General features: G+C 39.2%; 16 protein-coding genes. 1 reads left to right on the plus strand and 15 read right to left on the minus strand.

Annotated features, from left to right (window positions below):
• Nucleotides 1-4: 4 nt before the first annotated feature.
• The 3 genes from DK857_RS01010 to DK857_RS01020 form a co-directional block, all read right to left on the minus strand.
• On the minus strand, nucleotides 5-781 hold the full coding sequence (locus DK857_RS01010; RefSeq protein WP_069368615.1) for a ribonuclease T2 family protein: 777 nt from the start codon (nucleotides 779-781) through the stop codon (nucleotides 5-7).
• Between the two features lie 86 nt (nucleotides 782-867).
• On the minus strand, nucleotides 868-2,823 hold the full coding sequence (locus DK857_RS01015) for a bifunctional 2',3'-cyclic-nucleotide 2'-phosphodiesterase/3'-nucleotidase (RefSeq protein WP_109393220.1): 1,956 nt from the start codon (nucleotides 2,821-2,823) through the stop codon (nucleotides 868-870).
• A gap of 86 nt (nucleotides 2,824-2,909) precedes the next feature.
• The gene (locus tag DK857_RS01020; protein ID WP_227003099.1) at nucleotides 2,910-4,109 is read right to left on the minus strand and encodes a porin; all 1,200 of its coding nucleotides are present in this window, start codon (nucleotides 4,107-4,109) and stop codon (nucleotides 2,910-2,912) included.
• Nucleotides 4,110-5,435: 1,326 nt separating this feature from the next.
• Here DK857_RS01020 and rdgC point away from each other — a divergent pair.
• Nucleotides 5,436-6,344: a recombination-associated protein RdgC gene (gene rdgC, locus DK857_RS01025; protein ID WP_109393218.1), complete on the plus strand. Its 909-nt coding sequence runs from the start codon at nucleotides 5,436-5,438 to the stop codon at nucleotides 6,342-6,344.
• Between the two features lie 67 nt (nucleotides 6,345-6,411).
• Here rdgC and yedF read toward each other — a convergent pair whose 3' ends face one another.
• The 12 genes from yedF to hybO form a co-directional block, all read right to left on the minus strand.
• A complete protein-coding gene (gene yedF / locus DK857_RS01030; RefSeq protein ID WP_006535172.1) occupies nucleotides 6,412-6,654 on the minus strand; it encodes a sulfurtransferase-like selenium metabolism protein YedF in 243 nt (80 codons plus the stop codon).
• A complete protein-coding gene (gene yedE, locus DK857_RS01035; protein WP_075674241.1) occupies nucleotides 6,651-7,877 on the minus strand; it encodes a selenium metabolism membrane protein YedE/FdhT in 1,227 nt (408 codons plus the stop codon). The genes yedF and yedE overlap by 4 nt, the downstream gene beginning before the upstream one ends.
• A 208-nt stretch (nucleotides 7,878-8,085) precedes the next feature.
• Entirely contained in the window at nucleotides 8,086-9,105 is a 1,020-nt protein-coding gene (gene hypE, locus DK857_RS01040; protein WP_109401324.1) for a hydrogenase expression/formation protein HypE, read from the minus strand.
• Nucleotides 9,102-10,238: a hydrogenase formation protein HypD gene (gene hypD / locus DK857_RS01045; protein WP_075674243.1), complete on the minus strand. Its 1,137-nt coding sequence runs from the start codon at nucleotides 10,236-10,238 to the stop codon at nucleotides 9,102-9,104. Before hypD ends, hypE begins: the two co-directional genes overlap by 4 nt.
• Nucleotides 10,225-10,491: a hydrogenase maturation factor HybG gene (hybG, locus tag DK857_RS01050; protein WP_006535180.1), complete on the minus strand. Its 267-nt coding sequence runs from the start codon at nucleotides 10,489-10,491 to the stop codon at nucleotides 10,225-10,227. The genes hypD and hybG overlap by 14 nt, the downstream gene beginning before the upstream one ends.
• Nucleotides 10,482-11,699 (minus strand): hydrogenase nickel incorporation protein HypB, encoded by a 1,218-nt coding sequence (hypB, locus tag DK857_RS01055; RefSeq protein WP_109393215.1) that lies wholly within the window; start codon nucleotides 11,697-11,699, stop codon nucleotides 10,482-10,484. Before hypB ends, hybG begins: the two co-directional genes overlap by 10 nt.
• 62 nt (nucleotides 11,700-11,761) lie before the next feature.
• Nucleotides 11,762-12,256, minus strand: coding sequence for a hydrogenase-2 assembly chaperone (gene hybE / locus DK857_RS01060; RefSeq protein ID WP_075674245.1), 495 nt, complete (start codon nucleotides 12,254-12,256; stop codon nucleotides 11,762-11,764).
• The gene (locus DK857_RS01065; RefSeq protein ID WP_109401325.1) at nucleotides 12,253-12,741 is read right to left on the minus strand and encodes a HyaD/HybD family hydrogenase maturation endopeptidase; all 489 of its coding nucleotides are present in this window, start codon (nucleotides 12,739-12,741) and stop codon (nucleotides 12,253-12,255) included. The genes hybE and DK857_RS01065 overlap by 4 nt, the downstream gene beginning before the upstream one ends.
• Complete coding sequence (gene hybC, locus DK857_RS01070; RefSeq protein WP_064718974.1) at nucleotides 12,741-14,444, minus strand: hydrogenase 2 large subunit; 1,704 nt, start codon at nucleotides 14,442-14,444, stop codon at nucleotides 12,741-12,743. The genes DK857_RS01065 and hybC overlap by 1 nt, the downstream gene beginning before the upstream one ends.
• Nucleotides 14,441-15,622, minus strand: coding sequence for a Ni/Fe-hydrogenase cytochrome b subunit (gene hybB / locus DK857_RS01075; RefSeq protein WP_075674247.1), 1,182 nt, complete (start codon nucleotides 15,620-15,622; stop codon nucleotides 14,441-14,443). The genes hybC and hybB overlap by 4 nt, the downstream gene beginning before the upstream one ends.
• Nucleotides 15,609-16,622, minus strand: a complete 1,014-nt coding sequence (hybA, locus tag DK857_RS01080) for a hydrogenase 2 operon protein HybA (protein WP_109393214.1) — start codon at nucleotides 16,620-16,622, stop codon at nucleotides 15,609-15,611. The genes hybB and hybA overlap by 14 nt, the downstream gene beginning before the upstream one ends.
• Nucleotides 16,619-17,743 (minus strand): hydrogenase 2 small subunit, encoded by a 1,125-nt coding sequence (gene hybO / locus DK857_RS01085; RefSeq protein WP_109393213.1) that lies wholly within the window; start codon nucleotides 17,741-17,743, stop codon nucleotides 16,619-16,621. Before hybO ends, hybA begins: the two co-directional genes overlap by 4 nt.
• Nucleotides 17,744-18,659: the final 916 nt, after the last annotated feature.

Consider the following 18,659-nt stretch of genomic DNA (forward strand, 5'->3'; position numbering starts at 1 on the left):
AAGATCAAAATTCACGTTTCGGACAATCAATTACTTCGAAATCTTTGCTATAACAGATATAGAATTCATCTCGATTAATTTGAATTTCTTTATCCTTCAGTGATGGATTGTGCTCTTTTAAGAACTTAATCAATGCACTATTTGAAGGACGGCCTTCTGGTAATACTAACGCTTCATACAACTCTTTTTGTTTACCAAAGAATGCATCTGGTGTATCAAACGCACACACACCGTGTTTTTCCCATTCACCTTGTAACAGATCAATACCTGGAGAATCACACAGATAAGGTTTAATAGCAGAGTATTCTAAAGGTGGTAAATCGCCTTTACATAAACGAGGATGCTTGCGTATGTCTTTCCAATCGCGGCACTCTTCCCATGATTTACCATCACAGGTTTCAGCCCACAGCCCATGAACAATCCAGCCAAATTTGTTATCAGAGAAACACTGAATTTCAAATTTATCGTACTCACGTTTTGCACGATCTTTTTCATTATCGTTATTTAAACGTTTAATATTATTACTTTTATAATCACAAAAAGCCGGTGAGTAGTTAATCGCTAACTTAAAATAATCTGTTGATGCAGTGCTGTTTTGACCATAGCGATCATTAGAAGCAATGTAGTCGTAAGGTGCCGTTGGAGCATCAGGTAAAATACAAGATACGCCTTCAACTAATTTAGCTTGAGGTTTTAATGGTTCTGTAATTTCAGGTGCTTGCGTTGCACATCCTGCTAGCACTAAAGCAAAAGCAGCAGGTAATAGCTTCATAAAGCGCATAAAATCCCCTTAAAGAGCAATAAAATCTACTCTCTTGGTTCAAAAAAGGTAAGAAAAACCTGCCCTGAACGGGCAGGTTTAATTGCTTATTTCTTCTCAGTTAAATCGATTTTGTAAATTGCAAAACCAATTTCATCATTTTCCACGAAGGTCATTGGATATTGAGCGAAATCTTTAATAAATGCAGCCGCTTTTTCACTTGGTGAAGTTTCAAAACGGACATCTAACGCTTTATCAGTCTTAATAGGTAAGAATGACCAGTTGTTAGCAGCTTTAGTCGCAACTTCGCCTTTTTCTTTAGTTTGTTTAGCAATGTAAGAAGCTAAGATTGCACGGTTTTCATCTGGAGATGCAAACGCAATATTCGCTTCACCAGTACCAGCGAACTTACCGCCGTATCCACGGTAGTTATTTGTTGCGATCAGGAATGTTGCTTTAGGATCGATTGGTTTGCCTTCATAAGTCACATCTTTGATACGATTCGCATCTTTGTTAACCACTTGGCAATCAACGTCATATTTAGCTGGTTGAGTTAAGTCAACTTTATAGTTCACACCGCTAATGGTGTCGAAGTTATAAGTACGGAAACCATCCCAGTTGATCAGTTCTTGTGGTTTAGTTGAATTAGGATCAACTTGGTTCCACATACCTGCTGAACATTCTAACCACTCAACAACATCAGCACCGGTCGCTTTAACAACCACTAATGTGTTTGGATACAGATATAAGTCTGCTGCATTACGGAATGTTAAGTCACCTTTTTCAACTTCTACGAAGTCTGCTGGTGCGTTTTTACGACCGCCCGCTTTAAATGGCGCAGCTGCACCTAATACTGGTAAACCGTCTAAGTTCGGATCACCTTGAATAAAGTGTTTGGTGTAATCAACTTGTGCATCATTAACGATTTGTACAGTTGGATCACTTTGTACTAATGCTAAGAAGCTGTACATGTTGGCAGAAGCTTTACCAATGTGTTTACCCACGAAATCACGGGTACCTTGGTGTGCTTTTTCGATGATTTGAGCTAATTCAGCATCACGTTCAACTAATGCTTTTTTGTTTGCTTTATCAAAGATAGGACGCGCTTCACCTGTTGCTTCGGTCATCACCCATTTACCGCTGTCGTTATTGATAACCATATCAACGACACCTAAGTGATCACCCCATTGGCCTGGCATAACAGCAGGAACACCATTTACGGTACCTTTCGCTGTATCTACGCCTTTAATGCCTTCAAATTCTTTGCTTGGGAATACGCCATGAGCGTGACCAAACATGATTGCATTGATACCTTCAACTTCGCTTAAATAATAAACAGAGTTTTCCGCCATTGCTTTGTATGGCTCTGACGCGAAACCAGAGTGAGGAATAGCCACAATCAGGTCAGCACCCTCTTTTTTCATTTGAGGGACGAATTTTTTCGCTGTTTCTGTAATATCGTTTACAACGACCTTACCATCCAGATTGGCTTTATCCCAGATTAAGATCTGTGGTGGTACGAAGCCGATATAACCAATCTTGATAGTGTGTTCTTTACCATCACGATCTTTTACTGGTGTATCAACAATGATATAAGGTGTGAAATAGTTTTTGCCTGTTTTCGCATCCATCACGTTGGCGTTGATGTAAGGGAATTTAGCACCGGCAATGGCTTTTTTCAGGTAATCTAAACCATAGTTGAATTCATGGTTACCAAAGTTACCTACTGTGTAGCCCATGGTGTTCATCAGCTGGTGAGCTGGATGAGATTCGCCTTTTTCTAAGCCTTTAGCTGCTTGATAGTCAGCCAGCGGGCTACCTTGGATCAAGTCGCCGTTATCAACTAAAATCGCATTGGTTGCTTCAGCTTTTGCTGCTTTAATTAAATTAGCAGTACGGACATAACCAAACTGTTCTGTTGGTTTGTCTTTGAAGTAGTCAAAGTCGATTAAGTTACTGTGAACATCAGACGTCTCCATAATACGAAGATCGACTGTCGCAGCATTCACGTTGAATGCGACAAACATTGCTAATGTTGAAATTTTCAACACATTCTTAACCATTACACACCCCTTATATATTGGTTAACAGGAGAGCAAAATGGCTCTCCTTTCGTTACTTCTGTCAAACGGTAGTGCCTTTACTAGGACTAGAAGTACAGACGCATACCCGTTTCGAAGATATATTGTTTTTTATCTTCATACTTCACGTTATCACTGCGAGCATCATCGTATGCCATTTCAGCGAATAAACGTAAGTTGTTATATTTAGATACTGCAAAACGTTTATCTACACCCACAGTATAGGTTTCTTTTTTGTAGTTGAACGTGTTTGCATCACCATCACGCAGGTAGTAACCCGCATACATACCACTTTCAATACGATCCCAGTGCCATTTCACACCAACACCATATAAATCTGCTTTCCAGTTGCCTTTAACTGAGTTCCAACCACGTGGGCTATTATATTGGTTTTCATAGAGAGCTAAGCCAGGGTTTTTACCACGAGATTGACCATAGTCTAAACCAATAGAAAATTCACGGCCTGGGAAGAAGTATTCTGCACCAAAAGCTAAGATACTGTTTTCAGGTGTTTTATCTTTATTTGGACCTGAATTGTTTGCTTCACCTTTAGCTGCAGAATAACCTGCATCAAATTCTAAGCCGAAGGTTGATTTATAGAAACCAACTAATGAGTAAGCTCGTGTAATATCACCTGCAACACGACGACCATCATCACCTGTTTTACCCGTTACAGTACCTGCTAATTTAAAGCCTTCATAACGGTTAGTTTCAATAAAAATAGTTTGTGGTAAACGAGTCATAAAGTTGTTTTTACCAACACCATTCGTATTTACATATTTACCATTAACGCTCGTTTCACCACCAGAATAACCGACTGAACGACCTAATACATCGCTAAAGTAGAATACACCGGTGTTACCATAGCCATAGCTTGATTTTTTCACCCAGTCGATCGGAATATAAGTACGACCAAACTGAATTTGTCCATAATCACGATGAGAGAAACCGACATAACCTACACGGTTGTACATTTCAAAGTTTGATTTAGGGTTGTCACTGTTAGTTTTTTGAGTGTCTGAACCCCACTCTAATTTACCAAAAACTTTGATATCGTTAGTCAGTTCATGCGAACCAAAGAAACCAATACGACTACCATCATCCGTCATTTTCATTTCATGATTTTGGCTAGTCACTTGCGTTTTTAAACGGAACTGACCATTCACATCAAAACGTGTACCTTTATCGTTATACACGTTTACTGCGTTTGCAGATCCAGAAAGAACCAACAAACCAACCAGTGCTGCTAGAGGCTTCAAGCTTTTCATGATTAAAATACCCATCTATTTTCTATAGTTTTATGATTTCCTTTAAGGTCAAAAATAATACCGCCGTATATAATTGACCTGAGATTCAGACAAAAGATCTCTGCCACGAATTTCGAAAAAGAAAATCGCTCTCACAATTGATAATTTTTATAGCTACTAATTATGACTCTACAAAATCTTCTTAAAGGTTTTAATTTCCTTGACACAGACGTAATCACCAATAAGACACAAAAATAATATCCTCATTATATTTAAATAAGGGCATTGCTTTTATTTCTGTTAGGAAAAGAAATAGGTTGTTGAGTTTTCAATGGCATGTTACTCAAAAAAAAGCCCTACTTTCGTGATGTAGCCCACAATTACATCAATGTGCATTTTCATGGTTACATACCCAAGTGATAGGTATCACAATTAAAGGTAAAGATACGTGTTTTTTGAACTTAATCAACTTTTTAAAAATAGCACTTTTGGATTTTTCTTTTATATTTCATTTCTTTATAAGACTCTTTTTTTTGCTAATAAAAAATTTATCTCCCTATTTAATATATTTAAAAGGAAGTATTAATTTTAACCACTAAATAAATAACACTAAAGATTTGAATATTGTTATTCTTAATTAATAATTTTTATTCTTTATATTTATTTCTTATTTAAATAAAGGCAAAGTCGAATTTAAATACAATTTAACTAGTGATAACGAGTAGCACGCTATCATAAAAAGAATAATTATCTGCAAATATTAAAAAGAGAAGCATAAGAATACCATTCAATCACAATATCTAATCAATACGTACAAGTAACAACAAAACCCAATCAAACATTACAAAATCTAAATTATTACCATGGTTAACATAAAAAGCCCAATAGTACTCTTTTATCGATATTTGAAAAAAAAATATCAAAATTTGTGATCGAAATCACTTTGTTTGTTGTGAAAAGCCCCCTCCTACATTTTCCTAATTTTGTGATAATTATCACATGATAGTGTCAGGAATATTTTTGTTTTGTAAATTATTGCAGGGATAAATCTGAAAGTGATTTCAGTTTGTAAACAAAAAGAGTATAAAAATAAAATTATGTGATTATTATCACATAATGATTTGTGCTAAAAATCATGTTATTTCATTATCAAAACTCTTAATTAATTAGACACAAATAAGAATAAAACTCATTATCATAGAGTAGAGTTACTAATTATTCGTTTCAGCTTTTTTACCTTTTTATTAAATAACACTGCATAGATTTCCTTTTAAGGGATATTACCTTTTAGATACCCTAAACATTCAGTATCATATTGTGGTAAATAATGATTAAGGGGAATGTCAGATGCTGTGGTTTAAAAATATTTTGGTCTATCGCTTAAATAAAGAGATAGCACTGTCGATGGATGAGTTAGAACAACAGCTTTCTTCATTGGCATTCACACCTTGTAGTAGCCAAGATATGACTCGAACAGGTTGGGTTTCACCAATGGGCGATCGGGGTGAAGCACTTATCCATGTAACCGGTAAACAAGTCATGATGTGCGCACGAAAAGAAGACAAAATCTTACCTGCGACAGTCATTAAGCAAGCACTGCAAGACAAAGTTGAAAAACTTGAAGGTGAACAAGGGCGCAAACTGAAAAAAACAGAAAAAGCGACCCTAAAAGATGAAGTAGTTCACACCTTACTTCCTCGCGCATTTAGTAAATTCTCACAAACTTTTATTTGGCTAGATTTAGAAAAACAGCTAGTCATTGTTGATTCAGGCAGTGCAAAACGCGCCGAAGATAACTTAGCCTTGTTACGCAAAACCTTAGGTTCATTACCAGTTGTTCCTCTGAACTTTAATGAATCTGTTGAATTAAAAATGACAGAGTGGGTACGCTCTGGAGAACTCCCTGCAGGCTTTACCTTAATGGATGAAGCAGAGTTAAAAGCTGTACTAGATGAAGGCGGTGTCATTCGTTGTAAGAAACAAGAATTGGTTTCTGACGAAATTGCGACACATATTGAAGCGGGTAAATTTGTTACCAAACTTTCTGTAGATTGGGAAGATCGTCTGCAATTTATGCTTTGTGATGATGGTTCTATCAAACGGATCAAATTCAGTGAAACTTTACGTGAACAAAATGACGATATCGATAAAGCCGATTTTGCCCAACGTTTTGATGCTGACTTTGTTTTAATGACCGGTGAATTAAGCGCCTTGATTGAACGCGTCACGGAAGTCCTCGGCGGCGAAGCAGAGTAACGCCATTTTATTAAAGAAAACAGCCTATCATTTTATCTAAATAGGCTGTTTTTTATTTAATAAAAATTTATTTTTGAATTAAATAACGGATAGTCGGACCATCTTGTTGAATATCTAATACGGTATATCCGTAATTTTTCGCATCAAGTGGAATATTGTTGATTGATTGAGGACAATCACTCACCACTTCTAATATTTCGCCTTTTTTCAGTGATGGCATAGCTTCAAGCGTTGCCACCGCAGGATAAGGACAAGGTTCACCGACCATATCTAGACGATAATCAGGAATAATAGTGTCTTTCTGGCTCATGCAATTTCCTTATTAATCTGCGTTGAAATAGATTGTGCTTGTTGGGCTTTTTTACGGAAAAAATGTTTTTCCCACCAAAGTAATAATACAAATGACACACCAAGCATCAGATACGTCACACCTAATCCCCCCACGGGGCCAAAGGTATCAAGTAAATTAATCTTGTCATAATCCGTTGCGATCACTGAGGCAAAATCATCCCAATAATAAGCCAGTAATGTTGAACCTATTACGTTACCAAGCCCAACCCACCAAAAGTGAATTTGGCCTTCAACGGCACGATACATCCAACCCGTTTCACATCCACCGGCCAAAACAATACCGAAACCGAAAAGCAAACCACCAATGACGGCATTCGGTCCTGCCCACATAATTTTAGGTGCAGCACCTAACTGAACATAGCTGAAGATCCCAATCGCACTCACCGCCATACCGATGATAATCGCTTTTGCCATATGGGTTCTGCCTGTTATCCATAAGTCACGGAAAGCAGAAGTAAAACAGATTTGCGCACGTTCAATTAAAATACCAAAACCAATACCGCCTAACATAGCGAAACCCAGTTTTGGTGAATCAAAGAGAATAATTAAAGACCACGCAATCATGGCAAAAAAGATCACCATTCCCAATCTAAAGCGGCGCTTCGCACGTTGTTTATCTTGAGTGATAGGTGAAGCTTGACTGACTTTTTGCAGTTTTACCGGAATACGAAACAGAGGCATCAATGATAATTTGGCACCAAAGTAAGAGCCGATTGCCGTTGCAACAGCAAAAAACCAAGCATGTAAAGAGAACTGAGGAATGCCAGTAAAGAAAGCAGCAAGGTTACACCCCATTGCTAGACGAGCACCAAAACCTGCGATGATCCCACCTAGAACAGCTTGAAGAATACGAATTTTATGCTGAGGATGACGAAGTTTGACGTTGTTAGCCCAAAGAGCGGCCATAATACAACCTCCAAACATTCCGATAATCATCACGCCATCAATACGCGTTAATGGCGTACCTTCAAGACCGATGATTTTAAAATAACCCCATTCTTCAGGATGAGCACCAAACCATTGCATAACGTGACCGCCCCAACGAGTAAATTCACCCGTGACAGCCCAGAAAGTGCCGGTTAAACCAAAGTAGTAAGTTGATAAGATACCTGCCGCAATAACAGCTGGAAGAGGCTTCCAAAAACGGATCAGGTATTGAGATTTAAATTCTGACCAAGACATGTTTTTTCCTAGAGCTTACCTCTACGAGAGACCCTCTCCACGCAGTAGGATTGGCCGAACATGTTACTCCAATAATTTTTTTATCAAAGAGTCAGTATTCAGATAAATGAGAGAAATTTGCGTTATAACAAATTTTTTGTAACAGATAGGTAACTTATCCCACTTATAAATCTTGTGATCATTCAATCTATAAGTGGGTAATAAGTGATTAGCAAATACGGGGTAATGGTTCGTTATAGGGTAAATCAAGAATACGGCTAGTCCCGAAAATTCCTGTTAACCGAATATAATTATCCTCGGTAACTTCACCAATAGTACAAGCGTCTTTACCTAAAGTATGTTGATGTAATGCTTCAAGTACTTGAGCTTCAGCTTCTGGTGATACCACTAAAACAATTTTTCCTTCGTTAGCAAAATTTAGTGCTTCAAGCCCTAATAATTCACAAACGCCACGAACAGATTGTTTCATTGGTAATTTGCTTTCATGCACATTCATGCCACAACCACTGGCTTGAGCAAACTCATGTAAAATTGCGGTCACTCCGCCTCGTGTTGCATCACGTAAGGCGCGAATTCCTTTAATTTGACGTAAAGGTGCAATCATTGGCTCAAGAACAGCGCAGTCACTTTGTAGATCCGCCTCTAATCCTAAATTTTCACGCAGATTCAGGATTGTTGCGCCGTGATCACCAATAGTACCGCTCACTAAGATCTTATCGCCCGCTTTGATATTGCTTGCCGCCCAATTAATTGCTGTTGGAATAACGCCAATACCCGCAGTATTGATAAAGATCTTATCCGCAGCACCACGAGGAACGACTTTCGTGTCCCCTGTGACAATCTGTATTCCTGCTTGCGCAGCTGCTTTTGCCATCGCCATCACAAGGATTTCTAGGGTTTCAAATGGAAGCCCTTCTTCAAGAATAAAACCACAGGAAAGGTAACGAGGAACCGCACCACCCACAGAAAGATCGTTAGCCGTACCACAAACAGATAATTTACCAATATTTCCACCGGGGAAAATAATGGGATCGATGACATAGCTGTCGGTACTAAATGCAAGTCGATCGCCAAGAGTGGTTAACTCATTTAACGCGATCCGCGCTTGGTCTTCTTTTTCATTTAATAATGGGTTATCGAACGCTTTTAAAAACAGTCCTTCGATAAGCTGTTGCATACCTTGCCCACCATTTCCTTGGGCTAAGGTGATTTCATCAGGTTGTTTCATATATTACCTTCACGGCGATACTGATAATAAGCCGCACATGCACCTTCGGATGATACCATTAAGGCACCCAATGCCGTTTCTGGTGTACAACTTTTACCAAAGAGCGGGCAATCGGAAGGTTTGCATCGTCCTGTTAATACATCGCCACAGCGAGATTGTGGATTATCTGCCACTTTCTGCGGTGCAGGTGTAAAACGTAACTCAGCATCAAACTCAGAATAAGCTGGTGTTAATTGAATACCTGACATTGGGATCTCACCCAACCCGCGCCATTCACTGGTTTCTTTTAACATAAACACTTCGCTAAGTGCTTTTTGAGCCAACTTATTACCTTCATTCGGTACAATGCGACTATATTGGTTTTCAATACTTAAAACATAATCTGTATTTTCTGCTTTTGCTTTAAGTTGTTTAATGACCATCAGTATAGCTTGTAATAAGTCTAATGGTTCAAATCCTGTCACCACAAAAGGCTTTTCAAATTCGTCACATAGCGGTTGATATGGCGTACAACCAATCACCATACTGACGTGCCCCGGTGCAATAAAGCCGTCAATGCGAACATCATCTTGCTCTAGTAGGCAACGTAAAGTAGGTACGATAGTAATATGCTGACAAAACAGAGAAAAGTTTTTAAGCCCACGCAATTTCGCTTGTTGTAGCGTCATTGCTGTACTTGGCATTGTCGTTTCAAAACCTAAACCAAAGAAGACAACTTGTTTGTCTGGATTATCTTGTGCAATTTTGAGTGAATCGAGTGGTGAATAGACAATACGAATATCACTACCACGACGACGTGCATCAAGCATTGAGCCATTACGACCCGGTACTCGCATTGCATCACCAAAAGTACAGAAAATTACGTCAGGACGGGCTGCGATTTCTAAACATGCATCAATTCGTCCCATCGGTAATACACAAACAGGACAACCCGGCCCGTGAACAAATTCAATTTCTTCTGGTAATAAGCGGTCTAAACCAAATTTGAAAATGGCATGTGTATGCCCACCGCATACTTCCATGATTTGTAATGGACGCTTAATAGGGTGAGGCCATTGTGAAATAGTTTCACGAATTTGGGCTAGTAAAGCTTTCGCAAGTTCGGGATCACGAAATTCATCAACGTACTGCATCATCAGCCTCTTCGAGGGTCACACCATAGACATGCTGTAATGCATCAAGAGTATCTTGTGCTTCTTGCTCATCAAGAATACTCATGGCAAATCCCACATGAATAAGTACCCATTTGCCTAATAATTCACTAGGTTCGCCTTCACATACCATTGAAATATTAACTGCACGTTTGACGCCACTGACTTCGGCATAAGCGAGTTGGTGGACGTCTTCGCCCACCTCAACAATCTTAGCAGGGACACCTAAGCACATAAACGACTCTCCAACCAAGCTAACCACTCTTCCATGCCTTCACCCGTTGTTGCTGATAACGCAATGATTTCGATATTTGGATTAACACGGCGAGCTGATTCAATGCAGGCTTGAACGTCAATATTTAGATGTGGCACTAAATCAATTTTATTGATAATCATTAAATCAGCAGCAGCAAACATATGCGGATATTTCAGAGGCTTATCTTCACCTTCAGTGACAGAAAGAATAGCGACTTTATGCTTTTCACCCAAATCAAAACTGGCAGGACAAACTAAGTTACCCACGTTTTCAATAAAGAGAACGCTGTTATCCTGTAAGCCTAATTGGTGTGTCGCATCATGCACCATTTGTGCATCAAGATGACAACCTTTACCTGTATTTACTTGGATCGCTGGCACACCTGTTTCACGGATACGATCCGCATCATTAGTAGTTTGTTGATCACCTTCGATCACAGCACAAGACACTCGTTGCGCTAACTGTTTTAATGTTTGTGTTAATAGTGTCGTTTTACCAGAGCCTGGACTTGAAACTAAATTCAATGCCAACACATTTTGTTGTTCAAAATGTTCACGGTTATGAACGGCAATACGGTTATTTTTATCCAGTACATCCATTTCAATTTTCAGCATACGCTTTTGGCTAATACCGGGAGCATGTGTTCCTGCTTCACCTTGGCCATAATGCATATTCTGATTTTCAATCACTGGGCTAAATTGCTCTTCGTGTTCGTGATCGTGGCTGTGAGAATGATGATGAGAGTGCTCATGGCTATGATCATGAGCATGGTCGTGACTGTGAGAATGGTCATGACTGTGTGAATGAGCGTGTTCATGATGATCGTCATGTCCATGATGATGTTCATGGAAAACAGGAGTTTCGTTTAGCTGTGCATCGTTATGAAAATGGAGGTGAACATCACCACTGTTATGGTAATAGTGGTGATGAACGATGATAGGCTGACCATGAGTTTCGTAGTTATGCTTATGCTTTTGTTCAGACTTATCAATATATTTATGAACAGTATTCGCTGGAGTAGCATTGTGTTCATGATGATGATCATGCCCATGATGGCTGTGATCATGATGATGACCGTGGTCGTGATGATCATGGTCATGAGAGTGATGATGGTGGTGCTCATGTGCATGAGGCTCTACGCCTTCAATTCTGACATTGCCTTCGCCACAACCGCAAGTGCTACACATATTCTGACTCCTGTACTATTCAATAAGAAGAATGTGACTCAGTGTCGCGTAAAATTTCTACACTATGATCTTAACTGACCACGGAAGAGAGAACGACGACTTAAATCAACTTCTGCTACGGATTGTGTCTGAACAGGAAGAGAAAGAGCCATTTTCACACTATTTTCAACCAACTCAACAGCATGTTCCGCTGCTAAATGTCTATCAAGTGGCGACATTAATGAACAAGCAAGATACTGCATCCCCCCCGCAAGCTCACCTACAACGAATTTAATCTGACCACAAGGTAATTCTAACCCAATGCGATCACCGACTTTTCGATGTGGCCATTCTTGTGAAGGCCCAGGGAAGACAACCAGTTCTAGCATCCAAGGCGTAAGAACAGCACCAATCCACTGATTTTCAAATAAGGTAAAGCCTCCTGCTTTTACAGGAACGCCTTCGCGATAAAAAGGGAGCCCTTTCATCTCTTTTTCAGCGATTTCACTAAAACGTGTTTCAAGTTGCTCAACAGGCGGTTCATCATATCCTATGATATCCCAGCTTAATTCACTCATGCTGTTACCTCTTTAGGTGTGACAGAAATGCCGTATTCACGCAAAATATTCACCACATGTTCTAGTGCAATTTCCATTGATTTCTCACCAATCTCAGACAGCGACATGCTTGGCTCCAACGATGCAGGTTCAATTCCCACTAAAATTAGTTTACGTGGAAATTCATCTGTCATACGCAGTGCCATTAATACATCAGATAAACCTAGCTGATGAGGAGAAATTTTCTGTGTAAAAAGTGCCGGAACATCATCATCATGTAACACAAAAATACTGCCAGGTTCATGATTACTTCTTACCGCATCGGCAACAATCAGGAGGTCTCTTGCTGCGATATCTTGCAAAATTTCCATACCTGATGTGCCGCCATCAATAACATCGACGTTCTCTGGTAAAGAGAAGCGCTCTTCGAGCGCTTCTACTATACGAACACCAATGCCTTCATCGCTTAGTAATAAATTACCAATACCTAAGACGAGAGTTCGCATTATAATACCTTCACCTTACTTAGTTCTTTACCTGTTAAATCAACCATATGCACAGCACACGCCATACATGGGTCAAAGGAGTGGATTGTTCTTACCACTTCTAATGGTTTTTTCGGATCAGCAACAGGTGTACCAACAAGTGATAACTCATAAGGACCCGGTTCATCATTAAAGTTACGAGGACCCGCATTCCATGTTGATGGAACAACTGCCTGATAGTTAGTGATTTTACCGTCTTTAAACACGATCCAGTGAGATAACATACCGCGAGAGGCTTCTTCAAAACCCACACCTCGGTACTCTTTACCTGGTTCAAACTCTGGTTTAATAAAGGCAGCAGTATCGCCACGACCAATATTATCAACCAGTGATTGCCACAAGAAGTTTAGAGAATCTTGTAACACACACGCATGAACAGTACGTCCAATTATGCGTCCCCAAGTTGACTCTAACTGCTCATTAACCAGCGTTTCACCCGTTAACTTAGTGTATATCCCATTGATTTCGTTATAGTGTTTAACAGTCCCTTCATGCTTACCTGCTAAACCACATACTAACCATGCTAACGTACCCACTTCGACAGGTTTGCCATAGAATGTAGGTGATTTAACCCATGAGTATTTTTCGTTCTCATCCCAACCTGTATATTTAGGACGAGTCAAACCTTCCCACGGTTTTAATGGTTCATCATCTTCATACCATGCGTGTTTACCACTTTCTTCGATACCGTCTTTCAGGTTTTCATCTTTCCAGTCTTTAATTGGACGATACGTTGAGAAATCAACGCCTTCCATATAACCACCAGACAATAAAAACTCAGTGTTATTACCGTTAATAGGTAATTCAGGTACAGATAAATAGTAGTTCGCACCTTTACCAATTTTTAGCCACTCTGGGTAATAAGCAGCAAAAATAGCAGTATCGACTTTATAAACTTGTTCAATAAAATCGCCAAGATTATCGATAAAGTGCTTCACATACATTAAACGTTCTAAGTTAAGAACACTTGGTGCATCAAGGTTAATTGGGTTAGCAACACCACCTACTGCCAAGTTTTGAATGTGTGGTGTTTTACCACCAAGAACCGCAACGATACGGTTGGCATCACGCTGACATTCAAGTGCTTGCAGATAGTGAGCAACAGCAATCAGGTTAACTTCTGGTGGTAATTTCATGGCTGAGTGACCCCAGTAGCCATTAGCGAAAATACCTAACTGACCGCTGTCAACCAGACCTTGAATTTTCTTCTGAACCTTTCTGAATTCTTCAGCAGAGTTCAATTGCCACTGAGAAACACCTTTTAGCATCGCTGACGCTTTTTCAGGATCGGCTTGTAACGCTGAAGTAATATCAACCCAGTCCATCGCAGAAAGCTGATAGAAGTGGACGATATGGTCATGAAGAATATGCGAAGCCAAAATAATGTTACGGATATACTGCGCATTGACAGGAATATCCATACCTAAGGCATCTTCAACAGCACGTACTGAGGCAATTGCGTGAACTGTTGTACAAACACCACAGATACGTTGCACGATAATCCATGCATCACGAGGATCGCTTCCTTTTAGGATCTCCTCCATTCCGCGCCACATGGTACCGGAAGACCAAGCCTTAACAACTTTTCCGTTATCAATTTCACAATCGACGCGTAAATGCCCTTCAATACGGGTAATAGGATCAATAGTAATGCGTTGGCTCATGATTTAACCTCAGCCTTTTTTAATTGTATATTTGAATCTGTTTGTGCAGGTAAAACCGGCAATAAACGGATAATAAGAATGTAAGCAGTTACTTCAAACGCAACGAAACCAATAGAAATCAGCAATTCGCTTGCTGTTGGGAAATAGTGGTAACCATTTCCTGGATTGTAAGCAACTAAAGAGTAGTTCATACGCCACATTGCTGCGCCAATTAAGATAAATACAGCACAAACAAACAGCATTTTTGGACTACGGCGGTTATTATTTAAATGCATCAAAATAAGAGGAAGCAATAACAATGCAGTTTCAGCAATGAATAACCACGAGAACATATCCCCATTTCCGATATAACTCAGTTTACCGTTCCAAATGACCTCGCCCCAACGGCATACCAAGAATGCAATCAGTAACACTTCAATCACGCGTGTTAACTTGGTAAACAGTGGTGTTTCATCATCATTCATGGTGCGGCTTGCTTTTAGCAAAGAACCTTCAAAAATAACGATAGTAAAACCGAGGAGGAAAGCAGTTAACAGAGAAAACAGCGGTAACATCTCATAAGATTGCCACAGTGGATGTACTTTCCAACCCGCTGAAATCATTAATGATCCCATTGAGGATTGGTGCATGGTTGGCAGTAAAGCACCAAGACCAATAATAAAGAACATCGCTTTATTAAGACGTTTCAACGACACTTTCCAACCTAAACGTTCTAATAACGCAGGTAAGAATTCTAATGCCATCACCATAATATAGATGGTCATACAGGTCGCTGTTTCAAACAACACGGAGTTAACGTTAAAGTATTGCGGCATAAAGAAGTGAGGCATGTTCCAATAACGACCAATATCAATAGCGATGGATAAACCACCTAATGAATAGCCGAACAAGCTCGCTAACAATGCAGGACGCACTAATGGGTGAAATTCCCCTTTATTAAAGACATAAACAGCCCATGCAAGTGCCCAACCACCACATGCAAAGCCTGTTCCTATCAATAAGTCAAAGGCAATCCAAATACCCCAAGGATATCCCCCATTCAGGTCAGAGACATCGCCCAGACCTAATACCAAACGCTTACCAATAAGAATAAAACCGAGCACAGCAAGCGGTAAAAATACTCTTACTGCTAGAGTAAATAACTTACCGCCAAGTGGACGAGGATCATGACTCGACATCGTTATCCTCCTTGTGGTGTTCCTGCTCTTGTTTTTTACTATTACGGTTAACCAAATAGGTGATCCCAGCAAGGGCTGCTATTGGTAATACCATGCCTTTATAAAGCGTATGTTGAATATATTCAGAACGCGCACCCGTTGATAATGGTGCCACTTCTGGCATTCCTAAATTGTCGAAAGGAACCGCAGAAAGTACCATGACTTGCGTACCGCCACCTTCAAACTCACCATAGATATGATCTTGATATTCAGGAATTTTATGTAGATAAGTATCGCCACCACTAATGGTTTGTCTTGGGTAATGATATTCTTCACCCGCTTTTTTCGCTAAACGACGTTTTGCTTCTTCTAGCAACTCTTCGCGTGTACCGAAAATAACTGCACCAGTAGGACAAACTTCAACACAGCCTGGTAATAAGCCTTTATCTAAACGCTCAACACCTTTTTGGTTACAAAGCTCACATTTATAGAGCTTACCAAATGGATCATCATAATCGTATTTTGGAATGTTATAAGGGCATCCCACCATACAGTAACGACAACCTGTACAGATATCCGCGTGATAATGGACAATACCGGTTTTTGGATCTTTGGTTAACGCAGAAACAGGACAAACAGAAACGCAGTTTGCATCAACACAATGCATACATTGTTTCTTAATAAAGGCATAACCGTTTTCCAGTTGGTCTTTATTTTCACCAGTACCATCACGCCAAATTTGAATAATGTTATTTGTGTAAGGACTTAATTTGTCATTGTTTGACCAAATCGGATCACCATTAGCGTAAGTATCACCACGCTCCATTGGCTCCGGGTGATTAATTTCCTGACATTTTGTGACACATGCTTGACAGCCTACACACAGTGTAGAGTCGTAGAGCATACCGAGAGACCCAGGAATTGGGGGACGGTTCTGCGCCGCAGCATGACTCGCAGTGGGTGCCATTCCCGCAAGGAGAACCCCACCTGATGCCAGCTTAAAGAAATGACGCCTATTCACCGTTTATCCTCCTGTGAGGCTCCTGTGGCATTCTTGTCACGACCTAATTGACGCACAGCCATGACACTGACACCCGCAACTGCACCCACGACAGCACCCAGTAAGCCAGCAGCACCATAAGAAACACCACCACCTTCTTTTGCATTAACATCAGGTACTTGTGCTTTTGGTGTTGGCTGATAAACGTTCGCTAATTGGAAAATACCTTTAGTAAAGCCGATACCTTCTTCGTTACAACCATAGCAAGGGTGACCGATACCGACAGGCCAGATCCCACCACCGACATCGCAGAATTCTAATGTTGGGCAGTTACCATACGTTTCAGGGCCTTTACAGCCTAAATGGTATAAACACCAGCCTTGACGATGACCTTCATCACCAAATTCTTTAGCAAAACGACCCGCATCAAAATGAGGACGACGTTCACAGTTTTCGTGAATTAAACGCTCATAAGCAAAAAGCGGTCTGTTTTTGCTATCTAACTTAGGCAATTTATTGAAAGTAATAATATGTGCAACAGTTGCTAAGAAGTTATGTGGGTTTGGTGGGCATCCTGGAATATTGATAACGGTTTTACCCGGTAAAATAGCTTCCAGTGATTTAGCTCCAGTTGGGTTACCCCCAGTAGCAGGTACACCGCCCCATGCAGAACATGAACCAATCGCAATAATCGCTGCAGCCCCTTCAGCGGCTTCTTTGATATGCTCAATAATTGGTTTTCCTGCAACCATACAGTAAACACCGCCATCTTTGTCTGGGATTGAACCGTCAACAACGAGGACGTACTTACCTTTATATTTCTCCATCGCATTGTGTTTATTTTCTTCAGCTTGCTCACCAAAAGCTGCAGAAAGCACTTCGTGATATTCAAGTGCGATAACATCAAGAACGAGGTTTTCCAGAGTCGGATGAGTTGCTCGTAATAAAGACTCCGTACACCCAGTACACTCCTGAGCACCAATCCAGATAACGGGTGGACGTTCAGGTGATGCCATTGCTTCTGACATTTCTGCGGCAGCTTTGCCGCTTAATCCCATGGTAGCTGACAGCGCAGCACACAATTTCATAAAATCGCGTCGGTTAATACCATGATGGGAAAAAACATTATTCCCCAAGGCCATATATCTCTCCTGATATGATGATTTTTAATTGGAATAATTTTAAAACACCGCCTTTTTAACACTCCGACACAATAATGACTTGATCATTATCAAGCGATAATTCATTAAAAAATAAATTATTCTTTTATGTGAGTAAAAACGTTTCAGCAATATAAGGTTTAATGCCTATTTTTTATATATTTCGTCATTTTAAATTTATTAAAACGCTATTTAATAATGATAAAGTAAATAGAAATAATTATTATTATCTCAAAAACACATTAAAGGAGGGAATTTAAATCATTATTAATTAATAACTTACAAAAAATACAAAAAACAACCAAATTATAAGACAATATATTTAAAATAATACAAAATTAATAATTCATTATTTCTAATTTCTAATAAAAATTATTAAAAATAAGTTCTAATATATTTTTTAATTATAATGATGACTCTTTTTTTCATATTATCAACCTTTATATTACATCATAAATAATGTTAAAAATTGCATTTCATAAACAAGAAATGATTACATTAATATATTTAATTTCAGCTTATTTTCATTACTCATTTAGCAACTCTTCTTTTGTTATTAATTTTTAATCATCATGATAGTGTTTATTTTATAGCCAAAAACCAACCTATTTTTCTTATCATTTTTCATATAGTTATAAGTATATTCGTTTTTGGAATAAGAAGAACCCTTAGCATAAAATCGCTATAAAATTAAATACATATTGATATATAACAACAATCAAAAACTAAGATCATTAATAATTACTAATCAGTACATAATGGCAATAATTTTATTAGGTTATTTTATAACATATCGAATTTATAACGAAATTAACGTAAATAAAATTTAATGTTAAATCCCTGTTGTTTTTGTGGATAAAAAAAACACAATTTATCGATAAATAATCCCAAAATAGAG

Source organism: Proteus terrae, from assembly GCF_003144325.1.
Lineage (GTDB): Bacteria > Pseudomonadota > Gammaproteobacteria > Enterobacterales > Enterobacteriaceae > Proteus > Proteus terrae.

Coding starts and splice junctions, on each gene's coding strand:
- DK857_RS01010 (WP_069368615.1), bottom strand. CDS start 781: ATGCGCTTTATGAAGCTATTACCTGCTGCTTTTGCTTTAGTGCTAGCA.
- DK857_RS01015 (WP_109393220.1), bottom strand. CDS start 2,823: ATGGTTAAGAATGTGTTGAAAATTTCAACATTAGCAATGTTTGTCGCA.
- DK857_RS01020 (WP_227003099.1), bottom strand. CDS start 4,109: ATGAAAAGCTTGAAGCCTCTAGCAGCACTGGTTGGTTTGTTGGTTCTT.
- rdgC (WP_109393218.1), top strand. CDS start 5,436: ATGCTGTGGTTTAAAAATATTTTGGTCTATCGCTTAAATAAAGAGATA.
- yedF (WP_006535172.1), bottom strand. CDS start 6,654: ATGAGCCAGAAAGACACTATTATTCCTGATTATCGTCTAGATATGGTC.
- yedE (WP_075674241.1), bottom strand. CDS start 7,877: ATGTCTTGGTCAGAATTTAAATCTCAATACCTGATCCGTTTTTGGAAG.
- hypE (WP_109401324.1), bottom strand. CDS start 9,105: ATGAAACAACCTGATGAAATCACCTTAGCCCAAGGAAATGGTGGGCAA.
- hypD (WP_075674243.1), bottom strand. CDS start 10,238: ATGCAGTACGTTGATGAATTTCGTGATCCCGAACTTGCGAAAGCTTTA.
- hybG (WP_006535180.1), bottom strand. CDS start 10,491: ATGTGCTTAGGTGTCCCTGCTAAGATTGTTGAGGTGGGCGAAGACGTC.
- hypB (WP_109393215.1), bottom strand. CDS start 11,699: ATGTGTAGCACTTGCGGTTGTGGCGAAGGCAATGTCAGAATTGAAGGC.
- hybE (WP_075674245.1), bottom strand. CDS start 12,256: ATGAGTGAATTAAGCTGGGATATCATAGGATATGATGAACCGCCTGTT.
- DK857_RS01065 (WP_109401325.1), bottom strand. CDS start 12,741: ATGCGAACTCTCGTCTTAGGTATTGGTAATTTATTACTAAGCGATGAA.
- hybC (WP_064718974.1), bottom strand. CDS start 14,444: ATGAGCCAACGCATTACTATTGATCCTATTACCCGTATTGAAGGGCAT.
- hybB (WP_075674247.1), bottom strand. CDS start 15,622: ATGTCGAGTCATGATCCTCGTCCACTTGGCGGTAAGTTATTTACTCTA.
- hybO (WP_109393213.1), bottom strand. CDS start 17,743: ATGGCCTTGGGGAATAATGTTTTTTCCCATCATGGTATTAACCGACGC.